Source organism: Streptosporangium sp. G11 (assembly GCF_051192615.1).
GTDB lineage: Bacteria > Actinomycetota > Actinomycetes > Streptosporangiales > Streptosporangiaceae > Streptosporangium.
On sequence record NZ_JBPJUQ010000017.1, the window covers coordinates 35,832 to 53,753 of the forward strand.

Annotated in this window: 11 protein-coding genes; 6 read left to right on the forward strand and 5 right to left on the reverse strand. The window is 68.7% G+C overall.

Going from position 1 to position 17,922, the window contains the following annotated elements; all coding sequences use genetic code 11:
* Window positions 1-35: 35 nt before the first annotated feature.
* On the reverse strand, window positions 36-2,795 hold the full coding sequence (locus ACSDR0_RS18380) for a glycosyl hydrolase family 95 catalytic domain-containing protein (protein ID WP_435290046.1): 2,760 nt from the start codon (window positions 2,793-2,795) through the stop codon (window positions 36-38).
* 622 nt (window positions 2,796-3,417) lie between these two features.
* Between ACSDR0_RS18380 and ACSDR0_RS18385 the strand changes: the two genes are divergently transcribed.
* The 4 genes from ACSDR0_RS18385 (at window position 3,418) to ACSDR0_RS18400 (ending at window position 10,717) form a co-directional block, all read left to right on the forward strand.
* The gene (locus tag ACSDR0_RS18385) at window positions 3,418-5,541 is read left to right on the forward strand and encodes a ThuA domain-containing protein (RefSeq protein WP_435290047.1); all 2,124 of its coding nucleotides are present in this window, start codon (window positions 3,418-3,420) and stop codon (window positions 5,539-5,541) included.
* A 48-nt stretch (window positions 5,542-5,589) separates the two neighbouring features.
* Window positions 5,590-8,928, forward strand: coding sequence for a galactose-binding domain-containing protein (locus ACSDR0_RS18390; protein WP_435290048.1), 3,339 nt, complete (start codon window positions 5,590-5,592; stop codon window positions 8,926-8,928).
* A 299-nt stretch (window positions 8,929-9,227) separates the two neighbouring features.
* Window positions 9,228-10,049, forward strand: coding sequence for an ATP-binding cassette domain-containing protein (locus ACSDR0_RS18395; RefSeq protein ID WP_435290049.1), 822 nt, complete (start codon window positions 9,228-9,230; stop codon window positions 10,047-10,049).
* Window positions 10,046-10,717 (forward strand): hypothetical protein, encoded by a 672-nt coding sequence (locus tag ACSDR0_RS18400; RefSeq protein WP_435290050.1) that lies wholly within the window; start codon window positions 10,046-10,048, stop codon window positions 10,715-10,717. Before ACSDR0_RS18395 ends, ACSDR0_RS18400 begins: the two co-directional genes overlap by 4 nt.
* A gap of 209 nt (window positions 10,718-10,926) precedes the next feature.
* Here ACSDR0_RS18400 and ACSDR0_RS18405 read toward each other — a convergent pair whose 3' ends face one another.
* On the reverse strand, window positions 10,927-12,324 hold the full coding sequence (locus ACSDR0_RS18405) for an alpha/beta fold hydrolase (protein WP_435290051.1): 1,398 nt from the start codon (window positions 12,322-12,324) through the stop codon (window positions 10,927-10,929).
* A 288-nt stretch (window positions 12,325-12,612) separates the two neighbouring features.
* On the opposite strand from ACSDR0_RS18405, the gene ACSDR0_RS18410 reads away from it, so the two are divergent.
* Window positions 12,613-12,996 (forward strand): ATP-binding protein, encoded by a 384-nt coding sequence (locus ACSDR0_RS18410; RefSeq protein ID WP_435290052.1) that lies wholly within the window; start codon window positions 12,613-12,615, stop codon window positions 12,994-12,996.
* Here the strand turns inward: ACSDR0_RS18410 and ACSDR0_RS18415 are convergent.
* Window positions 12,977-14,254, reverse strand: a complete 1,278-nt coding sequence (locus ACSDR0_RS18415; RefSeq protein WP_435290053.1) for an ATP-binding protein — start codon at window positions 14,252-14,254, stop codon at window positions 12,977-12,979. The genes ACSDR0_RS18410 and ACSDR0_RS18415 overlap by 20 nt on opposite strands.
* A gap of 353 nt (window positions 14,255-14,607) precedes the next feature.
* Window positions 14,608-15,732, reverse strand: coding sequence for a 23S rRNA (adenine(2503)-C(2))-methyltransferase RlmN (gene rlmN, locus ACSDR0_RS18420; protein ID WP_435290054.1), 1,125 nt, complete (start codon window positions 15,730-15,732; stop codon window positions 14,608-14,610).
* Window positions 15,733-15,804: 72 nt separating this feature from the next.
* On the opposite strand from rlmN, the gene ACSDR0_RS18425 reads away from it, so the two are divergent.
* Window positions 15,805-16,896 (forward strand): suppressor of fused domain protein, encoded by a 1,092-nt coding sequence (locus ACSDR0_RS18425; protein ID WP_435290055.1) that lies wholly within the window; start codon window positions 15,805-15,807, stop codon window positions 16,894-16,896.
* Window positions 16,897-17,040: 144 nt separating this feature from the next.
* Here ACSDR0_RS18425 and ACSDR0_RS18430 read toward each other — a convergent pair whose 3' ends face one another.
* Window positions 17,041-17,865 carry a phosphatidate cytidylyltransferase gene (locus tag ACSDR0_RS18430; RefSeq protein ID WP_435290056.1) on the reverse strand — a complete coding sequence of 275 codons (825 nt, stop codon included), beginning with the start codon at window positions 17,863-17,865 and terminating at the stop codon, window positions 17,041-17,043.
* Between the last annotated feature and the right edge of the window lie 57 nt (window positions 17,866-17,922).

A 17,922-nucleotide genomic window follows, 5' to 3' on the forward strand; every position in this document is an offset into this window, starting at 1 on the left:
GACCCGCCGAACCCGGTTTCCGAAAATCAGCTTGTTTAGTTATTTATCAGGTCGAAGCTCTCCCAGGGACCGACCGCGTCGCGGTTGGCGATCAGCGGCTGGGCGCCGCCGCCCTCGGCGCACACCAGCTTGTTGTTGACCTGGGCCCTGAGGCTGACCGAGCCGTCCGGGTTGGTGATGAGCTGGAAGGTCTCCCAGGGTCCGGCGGAGGGACGGTTGGCGATCAGCGGCTCGGCTCCGGCGGCCTCCGCGGCCACGAACTGGTTGTTGATCTTCGCCCGGAGCGCGATGGTGCCGCCGCTCTGGTTGATCCGCTCGAACTGCTGCGCCGTGCCGTTGGACGTCCCGTTCGCGATCAGCGGCGAGCCGTTGGAGGCGGTGACGTAGAGACCGTTGGCCTTGGAGCGCAGGCTGATCGTCCCGGTGCCGCTCGTGCCGGCCGGGAGACCCAGGGTGGAGGCGGTGCCGCTCAGCGCCTTGACGCCCTGGTTGGCGGAGCCGGTCAGCGTCGTCGAGGCGTAGCCGCTCAACGGCTTGGCGGTCCGCTCCACGACGTACACGGTGTTGGCGGCGGTGGCGAAGGAGACCTCGCCGGTGGAGACGGTGGCCAGGACGGCGTTGTCGGAGGCGCGGCGCACCCGGATCTGCTGGGTGCCCCAGGGGTTGACCACCGTGGCCTGCTTGCCGTGCAGGCTCCTGAGCCCGACGTACTTGATCTCCCCGGCCTCGCGCTCGGAGCTGACCTGGAAGCCGTCCTTGGCCAGGAGGGTGAACTTGCCGACGAAGGAGGAGTCGCCCGGCGCCGCGGGGAACACCCTGATCTTGTCGTTGTAGCTCTGCATGAGCGACTCGTTCAGCGCCGACAGGTGCACGCCGAGATACTCGAAGACGCCGTTGGTGTTGGTCGTCATGCCGTTGGGATGGTTCTGGTACTTCTGCAGCATCGTCTTCATGCCCTGGTACGCCTGGTCACCGAGGCCGAGACGGGCCGCCTGGACCGCGTCGTTGGACCAGACGTTGCCGTAGGGGAACGGCCGCTGGTTCCAGGTGTTCAGCGCGGTCTGATAGTCGGGGTAGCCGATGCCGGTGATGTTGTACGGCCAGATCAGCTCCGAGGCGACGTTCTCGTTGTTCCTCGTCTGCGAGATCGGCGGCTCGTGGGGCAGGTAGGCGCCGTTGCCCGTCGGGTAGGCGACGAGGTTGTTCACGATGTTCTGCCAGTCGGCGCGCAGGCCGGCGTCGAGGCCGAGCTGCTGGCTGACCTGGATCGTCAGCGGGAAGATGCTGCGCACCGCGGCCAGGTCGGTGATCGCGTTGCGGACGTTCCAGTACGTCTCGTGGGAGTGGGAGTTGGCCATGTAGTACTTGCCGGTCGGCCCGTCGAAGGACAGCAAACCCTTGTACAGCTTCGCGGTCTCCCGCATGTACGGGTACGCCACGTCCCGCAGGTAGTTCGCGTCGTTGGTGTAGCGGTACTGCAGGTACATGTTGTACGCGGCCTGGTAGCCGGTCGTCAGGATGTTCTTGGTGTAGTCGCTGTTGACCGTGCCGCGCGCGTTGCCGTCCCAGCCCATGGTCTCGGGCACCCACAGGGCGTCGATCCCGTACCTCGTCTGCGTGTACGACTTCAGCGCGGTGTAGTTACGGCTGTAGAGCCGGTTGAAGTTGTTCATCAGTTCGGTGTGATTGGAGGCGAAGAACGAGTTGTAGACGTCTCGCTGGTTCCAGTACCAGTAGGCGTTGCTCCACTTGGAGTTGTCCTGCGTGGCGCGGAAGACACCGTTGATGAAGTGCAGCGGGTAGTTGCCGTAGCTGCCCGCGGCGATCATGTACGTGCTGAGGTAGTAGACGTTCTCCAGATAGTCCGCGTCGCGGTTGGAGTTGGAGTACTGGACGAACGACTTGGCCCAGAACGCGTGCCACCAGTTGCGGTAGTTGTTGAGCGTGTTGGTGTAGCCGGTGTTCTTGACCGAGGTGAGCTGGCTGCGGGCCTGGGCGACCGAGTCGCGGTTGGGGGCGTTGATCCGGCTCGCGGCGGTGAACCAGATCGTGTAGCTGGAGGTGGGCGTGATGTTCAGCCGCACCTTCCTGCCGTCCACGACCTGGGTGGTGAAGTTCGCGCCCTCGACGGTGGCGGCCATGGTGTAGCCGAAGCCGTTCGCGTCGGTCTGGCCCCTGCTGAAGCCGGCCACGTTGGCGTCGGAGAAGGTGGAGATCGTCCGCCAGGTGTTCAGGTCGGGCACGTCCGCGATGTTCTGGACGGTGGCCGGGTCCCACATGCTGAGGTCGAACGCCACGTTGGACACGCCGCCCCGGGTGTCCTCGACGTGGATGCCCATGACCTCGGAGTTCGGCGACCCCATCACGGTCACGGTCCGGTTGGAGTCGTACTTGGTGGTCAGCGTCCCGTCGTACAGCGAGAGCCGCTGCTGGAAGGTCGTGTACCCGGTGTCCATGGCCGGGCTGGTGCTGAGGTTCGCCAGGCCCGCCGCGTAGGTCGACTGCTGCGACAGGTCCACCCCCGACACCTGCATCGTCAGCCCGTTCTGGTTCCAGGCCATGGCCCCGGTGCGGCCGTTGCCGACGGTCAGGCCCTGGATCGGGTTGGTGTTGGGGCGGTTGTAGACGATGTCGTGCTTCGACAGGTACGACCCGTAGTCGACCTTGAGCGCCCCGGTCGCCTGGTCGAAGGCCGTGTCCCCCGGTGCCGCCCACGCCGGCACGGCCATGCCGACCGAGGCCAGGCATGTCACGAGGAACCACATGAGTAAGAGGCGTACTGGTTTTCTCGACATGATCTTCCTTAATCGCCACCGGGGACGGCGGCCACGCCGCCCCGCCTTGACCAAGCGCGCGACTCACCCACCTCGGTGCCGGCGCCTCCGCCAGGGGAGAGCGGGTCGCTTCGGCGAGACGTCGCGATGGGTGGGTGACGTGATGCAGGGGGAGCACGCCGGGGAGTTAGGGAGCCGCCGCCGGCAATCGGCGACCGGCGGCGGCTCCCTAACTTCCCCGTGGGTGCAGATCCGCCACCGGGACACCTGTGGTCACAGGCCGGGCCTGCTTCACACTCGGTAGATCGGATCTGTCAGCCGTAGTTAACATCGGACGTCTAAGCACGTCAAGATAGGAAATATCGCCTTTGGGCAGCAAAATTTTGCTTCCTGATCGCAATAACTCGCTGACCAGGCCATATTTTGTCCATACCGTCCGGAAATTACCGCCTGCTGCAAATAAATACATCCGATGTATCAAGATCGTCACCAAGTGAATCGCGCGTAACACACGCGACGCATTGACGCTTTCGCCGCTTCATGCGAATCTTTTGTCGTACGGCGGCGAATGTCCTTACATCTCCGCCGAAAGATTGACACCAGGTGCGGCGGCGCGCTCCTCTACCCCCCTAGGAGTAGGCGTATGCGCCGGATCCCGCGAGTTCTCCTCGCGCTGGCCGTCATGATCACCGGAGCCATCGCGCTGATGCCCGGTACCGCCTCGGCGGCTCCCCTGACCAAGGTCCTCATCTTCTCCAAGACCGCCGGCTTCCGGCACTCCTCCATCCCCGCCGGGATCTCCGCCATCCAGCAGCTCGGCGCGGCCAACGGCTTCACGACGGTCGCCACGGAGGACGCGGGGGCCTTCACCACCGCCAACCTCGCCCAGTACCAGGCGGTCATCTGGCTGTCGACCACCGGCGACGTGCTCAACGCCACGCAGCAGACCGCGTTCCAGTCGTACATCGCGGGGGGCGGCGGATACGTCGGCGTCCACGCCGCGTCCGACACCGAGTACGACTGGCCCTGGTACGGCGGCCTGGTCGGGGCGTACTTCGCCTCCCACCCCGCCACCCAGCAGGCGACGATCCGCGTCGAGGACAGGGCGAACCCGTCCACCTCGCACCTGGCGCCCACCTGGACCCGCACCGACGAGTGGTACAACTACCGCGCCAACCCGCGCACCGCCGTCAAGGTGCTGGCCAACCTGGACGAGTCGTCCTACAGCGGCGGCGGCATGGGCGCCGACCACCCGATCACCTGGTGCCAGGACTACCAGGGCGGACGGGCCTGGTACACCGGACTCGGCCACACCGAGGAGTCCTACGCCGACCCCAACTTCACCAAGATGCTGCTCGGCGGCATCCAGGTCGCCGCGAAGGCCAAGGCCGCCGACTGCCGTCCCGAGACCGGCTACACGCCGCTGTTCGACGGCACGCAGGCCAGCCTGAACCAGTGGCGGCAGGCCGGCGCCGGCAGCTTCACCCTCGCCAACGGCACGCTGTCCTCGGTCGGCGGCATGGGCCTGCTCTGGTACCCCGTCTCGACCTTCTCCAACTACTCGCTCAAGCTCGACTGGATGATGCCCGGCGACGACAACGGCGGCGTCTTCATCGGCTTCCCCGACCCCGGGAACGACCCGTGGAAGCCGGTCGACCTGGGACACGAGATCCAGATCGACGCCAGCGACGCCGACCCCACCCGGACCACGGGCAGCGTCTACAGCTTCAAGGCGCCCGACACCGCCGCGCGCGCCGCGGCGCTCAACCCGCCCGGCTCCTGGAACACCTACGAGATCGCGGTGCACGGGCAGCGTGTCGAGATCTACCTCAACGGCACCAAGATCAACGACTACACGAGCACGCGGAACATCGCCAACGGCTACATCGGCGTCCAGAACGACGGTGACGGCCTGGACATCAACTACCGCAACATCCGCATCAAGCAGGACGGTCCCTCCAACCCTCCGACCACCGACCTGGCGCAGGGCAAGACGGTCACGACCTCCAGCGTGGAGAGCGGCAGCGCGCACGTCGGGGCGAACGCGGTGGACGGCAACCCCGCCACCCGCTGGGGCAGCGCCTACGCCGACCCGCAGTGGATCACGGTCGACCTGGGAGCCACCTACAACCTCAACCGGGTCCGGCTGAACTGGGAGGCCGCCTACGGCAGGGCGTACCAGGTCCAGACCTCCGCCAACAACACCACCTGGACCAACGTCTACTCCACCACCACCTCCGACGGCGGAGTCGACGACCTGACCCTCACGGGGACCGGCCGCTACGTCCGCGTCCACGGCACCCAGCGCGCGCTTCCCGCCTACGGCTACTCCCTGTGGGACCTCAGCGTCTACGGCACCCCCGCCACCTCCACCCCCACGCTGCTGTCCACTGGCAAGCCGGTCACGACCAGCAGCGTCGAGAGCGGCAGCGCGCACGTCGGGGCGAACGCGGTGGACGGCAACCCCGCCACCCGCTGGGGCAGCGCCTACGCCGACCCGCAGTGGATCACCGTCGACCTGGGGGCCACCCGCTCCATCAGCCGGGTCCGCCTCAACTGGGAGGCCGCCTACGGCAGGGCGTACCAGGTCCAGACCTCCACCAACAACACCACCTGGACCAACGTCCACTCCACCACCACCAGCGACGGCGGAGTCGACGACCTGACCGTCACCGGAACCGGGCGTTATGTCCGCGTCTACGGCACCCAGCGCGCGCTGCCCGCCTACGGCTACTCCCTGTGGGACCTCGACATCTACGGCACCTGACGCCCCCTTCTCGCACGCATCTGCCTTTTCACCCCCCGGGAGACCTTCGTGTTAGGTTTCACGCGCCTTCGTACGGCCTTAGGCGTTCTCGTCCTCGCTCTCGCCACCGCTGCGGCGGGAGCCACCGGCACCACCGCGGCGGCGTCGACCGCCGCCGTGCTCAAGACCACCTCCACTTCCACGCTCGGAACCACCGCCGCTCTCGCGCCGCCACCGACCAGCGCGTTCGAGAAGGTCAAGCTGGACGGCGGGCTGTCGATGGGCGAGCCCATCGAGCTCTCCGTCCTGCCCGACGGCAAGGTCCTCTACATCAACCGGGGCACCACCTCCGGCGGCGGCCAGGTCCGCCTGTACAACCCGGCGACCAAGGCCACGACCGTGGCGCTGACGCTCCAGCTGGACGCGCGCTTCGAGGACGGGCTCATCGGCATCACCGTCCACCCGCAGTTCGCCACCAACCGCTGGGTGTACCTCTTCTACTCGCCCAAGGTGACGCCGCTGGTGAACCGGATCTCCCGGTTCACGTTCAACGCCACCACCAACGTCATCGACCCGGCCAGCGAGGACATGATCATCGAGTGGCCCACCGAGCGTGAGCTGTGCTGCCACTCGGCCGGTTCGATGACCTGGGACAGCAACAACAACCTGTACTTCGCCGTCGGCGACAACACCAACTCCGGCGGCGACTCGGCGGGCATGGCCCCCATCGACGAGCGCACCGGCCGCAACCCGCAGTACGACGCGCAGCGCACCTCCGGCAACACCAACGACCTACGCGGCAAGATCAACCGTATCCACCCGGAGAACAACGGCACCTACACCATCCCCGCGGGCAACCTCTTCGCGCCGGGCACCGCGCAGACCAAGCCCGAGATCTACATCATGGGCACCCGCAACCCGTACCGGATCTGGGTCGACAAGAAGTCGAACAACACCCTGCACTGGGGCGAGGTGGGCCCCGACGCGAACGCGACCCTCGCCAACCGCGGACCCGCCGCCTACGACGAGTTCAACCGCGCCACCGGCCCCGGCAACTACGGCTGGCCCTACTGCGGCGGCCCCAACGTGGCCTACAACGACTGGGACTTCGCGGCCAACGCCCCCCGCGGCTGGTTCCCCTGCGGCGGCACGACAGGGCCGGTCAACAACTCGCCGCGCAACACCGGCCTCCAGCAGCTGCCCCCCACCAAGCCGGCGCTGGTCTGGGAGCAGCACGGCGGCAGCAAGGAGTGGCCCGCCCTGGACAACCCCGGAGGCTGCGGCTCCCCCAACCACGCCGAGGTCTACCACTACGACCCGAACCTCGTCTCGGACGTAAAGTGGCCCGTCTACTACGACAACAAGCTGCTGATCTCCGAGTACTGCCGTAACTGGATCAAGGAGGTCCAGTTCAACAACGGCAACCCGACCACGGGGACGCCGACCGTCATCGAGCCGGTGCTCGCGGGCATGAACCTCGTGCACCCCATCGACATGGAGTTCGGCCCCGACGGCTCGCTCTACCTGATGGAGTACGGCAGCGGCTACTTCTCCGGTGCCGCCGACGCCGGTCTCTACAAGATCAACCACGTGCAGGGCGGCCGGTCGCCGATCGCCCAGGCCACGGTCAACAGGGACAACGGGCTGGCCCCGCTGGCGGTCACCTTCTCCAGCGCCGGAACCTCCGACCCCGACGGTGACGCGCTCACCTACGCCTGGGACTTCGACGACAACGGCACCGTCGACTCCACCGCCGCCAACCCGTCGTACACCTACACGACCAACGGCGACAAGCGGGCCCGGCTGACCGTCAGGGACCCGGCCAACCACACCGGGACCGTCGTGATCCCCATCGTGGTGGGCAACAACCGGCCCACGGTGACGCTGAACGGCCTGCCCGCCGGAGGCATGTACAGCTGGGGTGAGGACCTGACCTCGACCGCGACCGCGACCGACGCGCAGGACGGCACACCCGCCTGCGCCGACGTCGTCATCCGCGCCGCGCTCGGCCACCAGGAACACGCCCACGAGGAGGGTCAGGGCACCGGCTGCGGCTTCACCGTGAACACCGGCCCCATCCACGCCGGGCACGACGCCGTGCAGTTCTTCGTGATCCGCAGCAGCTACACCGACCGCGGCGCGACCGGCACCGTCCCGCTCACCGGCGAGAAGGAGATCACGCTCTGGCCCAAGCAGTGGCAGGCCGAGCACTACGCGCAGCTCAACGGCCCCAGGGTCGTCGACCAGGCCGCGGCGGAGGGCGCCAAGCGGCTCGGTGACATCCAGAACGGCGAGTGGGTCAAGCACCACGCCGTCAGCCTCAAGGGCATCACCGGCGTGAAGGCGCGTGTCTCCTCCGCCAACGCGGGCGGCACCCTGTCGTTCCGCTTCGACTCGCCCACCGGCCCCGAGGTCGCCCGCGTCACGGTCGCCGGAACCGGCGGCTGGGACAACTACGCCGAGGTGACCGCCCCCGTCACCAAGCCCGACGACAACACCCACGACCTGTACATCGTCTTCACGGGGACCGGCACCGGCGCCCTGTACGACCTGGACAGCTACACCTTCACCGGTGCCGGCGCGAGCACCCCGCCCGGCAACCCCGACCCCGGCGGCGACATCGCGCGGGGCAAGCCGGTCACGACCAGCAGCGTCGAGGACGGCAACGTGCTCGTCGGGGCGAACGCGGTGGACGGCAACTCCGCCACCCGCTGGGGCAGCGCCTACGCCGACCCGCAGTGGATCACGGTCGACCTGGGCGCGAGCTACAACCTCAACCGGGTGCGGCTGAACTGGGAGGCCGCCTACGGCAGGGCGTACCAGGTCCAGACCTCCGCCAACAACACCACCTGGACCAACGTCTACTCCACCACCACCTCCGACGGCGGAGTAGACGACCTCACCGTCACCGGCACCGGGCGTTATGTCCGGGTCCACGGCACCCAGCGCGCCCTTCCCGCCTACGGCTACTCCCTGTGGGATCTCAGCGTCTACGGCACCCCCGCCACCTCCACCCCCACGCTGCTGTCCACCGGCAAACCGGTCACGACCAGCAGCGTCGAGGAGGGAAACGGCCGGGTCGGGTCCTACGCCGTGGACGGTGACCCCGCCACCCGCTGGAGCAGCGCCTACAGCGACCCGCAGTGGATCACCGTCGACCTGGGAGCCACCCGCTCCATCAACCGGGTCCGCCTGAACTGGGAGGCCGCCTACGGCAGGGCGTACCAGGTCCAGACCTCCACCAACAACACCACCTGGACCGACGTCTACTCCACCGTCGCCTCCGACGGCGGAGTAGACGACCTCACCGTCAGCGGCAGCGGGCGCTACGTGCGCGTGTACGGCACCCAGCGCGCGCTGCCCGCCTACGGCTACTCGCTGTGGGACTTCGACGTCTACGGCAGCTGATCCCGTGGACGTGAAGCCGGACGGCACGTAACACCGCACAGGTTCGACGACAACGGAGACCTCGCGTTCGCGCGGGGTCTCCGTTCGCGTCCCGGGAGGACGCGACGGAAAAGCGGGGGCCGTCAGCCTGGGCGGGTAACCGGGAACGTGGGAACCGTCGACCCGAGCCGGAAACCGGGAACGTGAGGACCGTCGACCTGGGCCGGAAACCGGGAACGTGGGAACCGTCAGCCTGGGCCGGAAAGCGGAGATCGAGGGCGCGGGCCGGAAAGCGAATGATCACGGTAGGGTTGCGGCTTATGCGGCTCTCCACGGTGTCCTTCCGATACTCGCGGCGCGGCCCCTGGATCCTGAGGGATGTCGAGCTCACGCTCCGTCCCGGTTCCGTCATCGAGGTCACCGGCCGCAACGGCGCGGGAAAATCTACGCTGCTGCGGCTCCTCGCGGGCTTCGTCCCCCCGTCCCAGGGCTCGATCTCCGACCGGCCCGGCGTCGTCGGCTACGCCCCCGACGTGTTCCCCGTGGACCAGCCGTTCACCGTCGCCGCCTACCTGACCCACATGTCCAGGATCCGGGGCCTCTCCTCCACCTCCGCCGCCGGGGACCTCGCGGGACGGCTGAACGCGACCCACCTGCTGGAGCAGCCGCTCGGCGACCTGTCCAAGGGCAGCGCGCAGAAGATCGGGCTCATCCAGTCACTGCTGGCCCCGCCGGACCTGCTGATCCTGGACGAACCCTTCGCCGGGCTCGACGAGCAGACCCGCACCGAACTCCCAGTGATCATCGAAGAGATCGCCGCACGCGGCGGCACGGTCGTGGTCAGCGACCACCAGAAGCAGCTCCAGGACTTCCCCGGCGCCGACCACTGGCTCGTCGCGGACGGCGACGTCTCCCTCGGCACCCGCGAGCCCTCGCCCCTTCCCGCGGACCCCGGCGCCCCCATTTCGGAAGAACCCCGGGTTCCCCAGAAGGTCTCGCAGAAGCCCTCGCCGCCCCCTCGGCCCTCCTCGCAGGGATCGTCCCGGCGGGTGGTCATCGAGGTGATCGTGGACGCCGGTGACGCCGACGAGGTCGAGCAGAAGCTCCGCGCCGACGGTTACCTCACCAGGCGGTCATCATGATCCACCTCGTACGTTTCAAGATCGCCGCCTACGCCCGGTCGCACCGGCTGCTCCAGCCGATGATCGGGCTCTTCGCGATGCTGGCCATCTTCTACTCCACGCTGACCCCGCCCGGCAAAGAGCTGTCCGCGTACGCCGACTCGGCCGGGCTGCTGATCCTCATCTTCGCCTGGGCCGCCCGGGGGCTGCTCGACACCGAACCCCCGACGCAGCGGCTGATCTCCATGACCGCCACCGGGCGGCCCGGCCGCGAGGTCGGGGCCGGGCTGCTCGCCGCGCTGACCGTCAGCCTCGGCATGGCGGCGATCGCGATCGCGCTCCCGCTGGTCCACGGTTTCGCGGCCATGCCCACACCCGCCGACCTGGCGCTCGGCATCACCCTGCACGTGCTCGGCGTGAGCGCGGGAACTGCCCTGGGCGCCCTGACCAGCCGCCCGATCCTGGCCTCCCCCGCCGTCTCGATGCTCGCCCTCTTCGGCGGCTATCTCGCCCTGCTGCTGATCAGCCTCACTCCGGTGGGCCGCCTCTCGGTGCCGATCATGCCCTGGATGCGCGCCGCCAACGCCGGCCTGCTCGACACGGTCCTCCTCCCCATCTCCGCCGCCACCCTCTTCTGGACCGCCGCGAGCCTCGTCCTGTACGCACGCCTGCGCCGCCTGAACCCCTGAACGGGGTGTCACGGATGTCGGCCGATCGACGGCGACGGGCGCCGGAAAACGGCTGGGGCCGCAAAGGTCACACGCCGATCGTGTCGCTGCCGGGGCCTGCGTCACACAGGCATGGGTGTCGTTGAACCACCGGACTCGCCGTGGTTCAACGACACCCACCCAATCGACAGCCGCACAAATCTCACCCGGATGGAGGCCCGCCTCCGAAGTCAGAAGGCGGGCGAGGCCGCGACCGGGCCGACCGCCCAGTGGTTCGAGCCGGTCGGCCACGTCCGCGACGGCGTCTGCTGCTTGAGCACGCTCTCCTCGGCCGTGCCCACGGCGCAGCGCGTGCCGCGCGGCGGCACCTTCAGCGAGATCAGGTACTCGTCGAAGATGTCCGTCTGGCACTTGTCCTTGCCGTAGATGCGGTGTCCCCAGCCCTCGTATGTGAGCAACACCGCCTTGGACCCGAGCTGACGGGCCGCGTTGGCGGACCATATCCACGGGGTGGCCGGGTCGTGCAGAGAATTCCCGAGCAGCAGCGGGGCGTCGCCCGTGTATCGCAGTGCGTGCGGCGCGTTGGTGGTCGGGTAGTTCATGCAGATCGGCAGATCGTCGATCGGGTACGGGTGGTACCCCGTGTCGGGTGCGAGCCGGTTGGAGACACGCATGAGTGCGGCGTACTCCGAGTAGTTACGCACCTGGAGGTTGTAGTCCTGACAGAGAACCGCGGTCGGCAGATACGCGACGTCACCCTCCACGGGCTGCCGGCCGGACAGCGGGGGCACCCACTCCGGCGGCGGCCCACCGTTCAACCAGTTGATCACCTCGGCCAGTATGCGCCAGGCCGGCCCCTCGGTGCCCAGTGCGGCGTTGTAGATGACCTGCAACTCGGTCATCGTCTGGCCCGTGCTCGGGTACTTCAGCTCACCGCGCCGCGCCTTCTCCCGCAGGTCCTTCCAGATCACACGGATGTCACGCCCATGCAGGACGCAGCCGGTGTCCTGCTCGCACCAGCCGACGAACTCGTCGAACGCATCCTCGATGGCGATCGCCTCGGTGGCCAGGAAGCCCGCGACGCCGAGGCTGTGGTCCATGTTGCTGTCGAGCCCGAGGGCCCGGACGCGGCCGGGGAACAGCTCGGCGTACATCTGGCCGATCAGCGTGCCGTACGAGATCCCGTAGTAGGTGAGCTTCTCCTCGCCCAGGGCGGCGCGCAGCGCGTCCAGGTCACGGGCGACGTCGGCGGAATCGACGTGGTCGTACAGCGGACCGGTACGAGCGCGGCAGTCGGCGTGCAGCTTCTTGGTGAACGCGTTCCAGGCGTCGAAGTCGGCCTGGCCTTTCATGACGGTGTGCGGCATCCGGTTGTACACCGACGCCGAGCAGATCACCGGGTTGCTGCGCCCCACACCCCGAGGGTCGAATCCGACGATGTCGAACCGCCGCTGCAGTTCCTCGGTGTAGGACCCGGGGGCGCCGTACACGGCCTCCACTCCCGACCCGCCCGGACCACCGGGATTGATCACCAGCGAACCGACCCGCGCGGCCGGATCCGTGGCCTTCCGCCGCGCGACGGCGATGTCGACCTTTGCCCCGCCCGGCTTCGACCAGTCGATGGGCACGCTCAGCGTGCCGCACTCAGCGGCGGGCTCCTCCTCACAAGGCGCCCAAGCGATGGTTTGCGCCCTCAGGACCTCGGTGTCCGCGCCGGCCACCCCGACCGGTAAAGCCGTCGCCGTCGCCAGGAGGACGGCGAACCAAGAGGTTCTTCTTCGCACAGTGCTCCAGTCTCTAGTCGATCTTCTGTCGTAACGGGCGACGGTAGCGAATCACTACATACTCAAAGACGGAAACAGGGAAAATGGCATCATTTCCCCTGAATAGGTATTCGATCCAGTGGGACCCATCGCGTGCGCCGGCGCCACGAGGACCAGCAGCTTCACCTCCGGGAAAGCCGGGGCGTGCCGAATCACCATTTACCAATATCGATCCCGCCGGCGCGGGCGTTCGTCAGGGCGGCCTTGCGGCTGCGTGAGCTCGCGGGCGACGAAGGTGACGAGTACATGGTGCTGCTGGTGGTCGGCGAGCTGGTGACCAGCTCGGTGCGCCACTCCAACTCCGGCAGGCGCCAGGGCGGCCCGGTCATGGTGAAACTCCGGACGAAAGGCCCGGTGCTGCGACTGGCCGTCGTCGATGAGGGCGCGTCGGACAGCGCTCCGCAGGTTCGGCGGGTGGGAGCCGTCAGTACCGATGCCATGACCCGCGATCAGGCGGTCACCCGTGCGGAGCGGTGACCTCCCAGAGGGCGCTCACCGGCATGGCGCGCATGCGGTCACCGAACGGAAGCGTCTGCGTGCCCGTGTAGAGGACGATTCCCACCGCGAAATCGTCGCCGAGCCGATTCGCGAGGTGCCGTAGTCCCTTGAAGTCGTCCGGTCGCACCGTCGACGACGCCTTCACCTCTACACCGACCACGCGCCCCTGGCGATTCTCCAGGACGGCGTCGACCTCCACCTTGTCCTTGGTCCGGTAGTGGAACAGCTCCACGCGTTCGTCCGACCAGGTGAGCTGGCGAGCCAGCTCCATGAGGACGAAACCCTCCAGGAGCGGGCCGAAGGCGCCCTCTGGACGCACCAGGCTCCTGGAGTCGACCCCCAGGAGGTTCGCGGCGATCCCGGAATCGACGAATGCCATCTTGGGCGTCCCCGTCGAACGGCTGCCGAGATTGCGCGACCAGGCGGGAATCCGCTTGATCAGGAAGACCTCTTCCAGCAGCCCCAGATAGCGCGGGACCGTGCTCGCGGAGAGCCCGATCCCGTTGCCCAGGGATCCCGGAACCAGCAACTGGCCCGACCTGGCGGCCAGCAGCCGGATCAGGGCCCGCATCTCCGCCGTCCGCTCGATCTCCGCCAGCTGGCTCACGTCACGCGCGATGAGATCCGCGACGTACGAGTCGAGGAACCGCTCCCGCCTGCGGATGTTGGAACGCGAGACCGCCTCGGGGAACCCTCCCCGGACCAGCCGTTCCGCGTACTCGGCGCGGCTGATTTCAGAGGTGTGGTGAAGACTTTCGGGCTCGGCGAAGACGGCGTCCACGAATCCGTCGGCCGTGCCGTCGATCTCGCCCTGCGAGAAGGGCCACAGCTCGATGGTCTCCATCCGGCCGGGCAACGCGTCGGGAAGCCCCCGGAGCCCGAGCACGCGTGCCGATCCGGTCAGCAGGTATCGGCCCGGCCTCGGGTCGGTGTCCACCTGTTCCTTGATCGCGAGCAGCAGCTCGGGGGCCCGCTGGATCTCGTCGATGACCATGAGCTCGGGAAATTCCACGAAGCCGGTGGGGTCGGCGAGCGCGGCCTGGCGGACGGCGGGGGTGTCGAGGTTGCGCCACTCTCCGGCGCGCCCCTTGGCGAGGAGGCGGACCAGGGTGCTCTTGCCGGACTGGCGTGCCCCCGTGATGAGGGTGACGCGGGTGTCGGCCAGGGCCTCCTCGACGAGTTTTCCAGCACGCCGTGGAATGACCCTGCCGAGAGGGGTCTGTGAGCCGCTGACCATGGGGCAAGCATGTCACGGCCGGAGGTCTGATGACAGGATGGTCGCTGGGTGGCTGAAAGAATGGTCGCCGGGTCGGTGGTGGATCGGTCGCCGGGTCGGTGGTGGATTGGTCGCCGGGTCGCCGGGTCACCGGCAGGGCGGCCGCCGATGGGGTGGCGGGATGGTCGCTGCCCGGTCGGCGTTGACGTGGTCGCGCCAAGGGGACGCCGAGGGGACAGGACGAGGAGCCCGGCAGGCCGCATCGGGCCGGTCGACGTTGCGGCGGGAGTGTGGGGCGGCCGGGGGCGCTGCCCCGGGCAGGTGTCCCGGGGCGGCGGTCGGCGCCTCGGTGGGCGCAGCCGTACGGCAGGAGGCTACTCGGCGGCGGCGAGCTGGCCGCAGGCGCCGTCGATCTCGCGGCCGCGGGTGTCGCGGACCGTCACCGGCACGCCGTGGTACTCCAGGCGCCGGACGAAGGCCCGCTCGTCCTCGGGGCGGGAGGCGGTCCACTTCGAACCCGGGGTCGGGTTGAGCGGGATCAGGTTGACGTGCACCAGCTTGTTCTTGATCAGCTTGCCGAGCAGGTCGGCACGCCACTCCTGGTCGTTGATGTCCTTGATCATCGCGTACTCGATGGAGACCCTGCGCTTGGTCTTGGCCGCGTAGTCCCAGGCCGCGTCGAGGACCTCGGCGACCTTCCACCGGGTGTTGATCGGCACCAGCGTGTCGCGGAGCTCGTCGTCCGGGGCGTGCAGCGAGAGCGCCAGCGTCACCGGCAGGCCCTCGGCCGCGAGCTTGCCGATCGCCGGGACCAGGCCGACCGTGGAGACGGTGACGCCGCGGGCGGAGATGCCCAGGCCGTCGGGGGCGGGCTCGACCATGCGGCGGACGGCACCGATCACGGCCTTGTAGTTGGCCAGCGGCTCGCCCATGCCCATGAAGACCACGTTGCTGACCCGCCCGGGACCACCCGGGACGTCACCGGCCGCGAGCGCGCGGGCCCCGGCGACGACCTGCTCGACGATCTCGGCGGTGGTCATGTTGCGGGTCAGGCCCGCCTGGCCGGTGGCGCAGAACGGGCAGTTCATGCCGCACCCGGCCTGCGAGGACACGCACATGGTCGTACGGTCGCTGTAGCGCATGAGGACCGACTCGACCAGCGCGCCGTCGAAGAGCCGCCACAGCGTCTTGCGGGTGGTGCCCGCGTCGGTGGTCATCTCCCTGACCGAGGTCAGCAGATTGGGGAACAGCGCGGCGGCGAACTTCTCCCTGGCCGCGGCCGGGAGGTCCGTCATCAGCTCGGGATCGCCGTTGAGCTTCTCGAAGTAGTGCCGGGAGAGCTGGTCGGCGCGGAACGGCTTCTCGCCCAGCTCGGCGACCACCGCGCGGCGCTCGGCCATGGTCAGGTCGGCCAGGTGGCGGGCGGGCTTGGCCCGGCGCGGCGCCACGAAGGTGAGCTGGCCGGGTACGGGGGTCCCGGACGGGCTGACGGTCGACAAGTCCAACGCCTTCTCTCAACGGTTACGCGAATGCTCGAAGCGGTGCCCGACAGTGATCTAGAGTCCGAGGGTATGGCGACAAACCGCCCCACGGGCCCCGCGGGAGAGCGGGGAGACGGCGTCGAGGTCGTGCTCACCGACGTCAATCCCTACGGGAGCCGCACCCTGGTGGTCGAACGCGACGAGACTTCCTCGGTAGCTTACCTGTGCGGGCCGGGGGGAACGGTGCACGGAGCCGTCTGGCTGGCCAACCACGGCCCGGCCCCGGACGGGATCGACCCGGACCGCCTGAACTCCGAACTGCCGCCGATGGCCCCCAGGGCGAACACCCGGCACCCCGACGGCAGAGGCCCGCTGGGCACGCTGCGATCGCTGTGGTTCGAGGAGGGCGACGGCGTCGCCCTGTACGAGAACGACGAGCTGCTCGCGGTCATTCCTGGATGGGCGGACATGAGCCGGGGAATGCCCGGCTACTCCCGCGACGCGCTGGGCGAGTCCCCGTTCGCCTGGTCGCTGGAGGAGGCCCACGACGGTCTCGCCTCCCGGATCTCCAAGGCCCGCGCCTACTGGGAGTGGCGCGGAGGAGACGGCGCCTGGGCCTCGTTCCAGCAGTTCGTGATGGGCCACCTGGACCGCAAGGTCGGCACCGCGGGCAGGTTCTGGGACGCGGGAGGCGAGCGGATGCCCACGGTGGGCATCACCGAACGCCCTCCGGAGCGGGACAGGGAGCACACGATCCTGTCCACGGTGGGGATGAGCTGCCAGCGGATGCCCACCGTCGAGCAGTACATCGACCGGCCGGACGCGTACGCCCGGGTGGAGCTCGCCGTCGCCTCCCCCGGCGACGCCCGCGACGCGGCCCGGCTGTTCCTGTGGCTGGGGCAGTATCCGTGGCACTCGGTCACCTGGCTGGGCCACGGCCACACCGCCAAGTGGTACCACCGGCCGGAGACCTTCCCGCTCGGCTCCGCCTACGGCGGCGTCATGATGCTGACCGGGCTGCCGGGGCTGCCCGACATGTCGGGCTTCTCCTTCGGTGGCGACTCCGTGCAGTGGCTCTGGCTCGTCCCGATCACCCCGGACGAGCTGAGCCTGGTCTCGGCCCAGGGGTACCGGGCGGTGCTCCCGCGCCTGTCCGCGGCCCGGCTCACCAGGGCGGGATGACCGGGCCGTACGGGTGACGACAGGCCCGGAGCCTCACCCGCGGGCGGGACCTGCGGGCAGGTGGACTCGGACCGGGCGGCTCAGACCAGCGGACCAGCGGGTTAGACCAGCGGACCAGCGACTCAGACCAGCGGGCCGGGCGGCTCAGACCAGCAGGGTGAGCAGCGCCCAGACCGGGATCAGCGCGGCGACGAGGGAGTCGAGGCGGTCCATCATGCCGCCGTGGCCGGGAAGCACGCTGCCCATGTCCTTGACGCCGAGATCGCGTTTGATCACCGACTCGACCAGGTCGCCGAGCGTGGCGAAGACCACCACGACCGCGCCGATGAGGACGCCCTTCCAGATGTCGTCCTCCAGCAGCCACGCCACCAGCCAGCCGCCCACCGCCATGCAGGCCAGCGCCGACCCGGCGAAGCCCTCCCAGGTCTTCTTCGGGCTGATCACCGGGGCCATCTTGTGCCTACCGAAGGAGATTCCGGCGAAATATCCACCGATGTCGCTCGCGACGGTGGTGGCGATGAAGACGACCACCCGGTCCGCGCCCTGGTCCGGGTTGGCGAGCAGCAGCGCCACGAACCCGACGAGCAGGGAGGGATAGACGACGACCATGATGGTCGCGGCGGTGTCGCGGACGTAGTTCTCGGTGCCCAGGAACATCCGCCAGATCATCAGCCCGAGCACGGTCATCGCGAAGACGCCGACCAGCCAGGCGGTCCCGCCCCAGTAGGCGGCGGCCAGCATGACGGCCATGCCCGCCAGAACCGGGATCAGGGGGACGCGGATGCCTCTGGCCTCGAACGACCGGACCAGTTCCGTCACACCGATGCCCACCGCCGCGACCACCACGGCGAGGAAGAGCACCTTCACGAAGTACAGGGAGGCGATGACGACCGCCGCCAGGGCGAGCCCCACCGCCGCTGCGACGGGGAGATTACGGCCGGTACGGCTACTGCCCGCCACGGGTTCCACAGGGGGTCCTACTTTCATACCTACACAAAATCCTTGTCCCGCACGGACGGCCCGCGC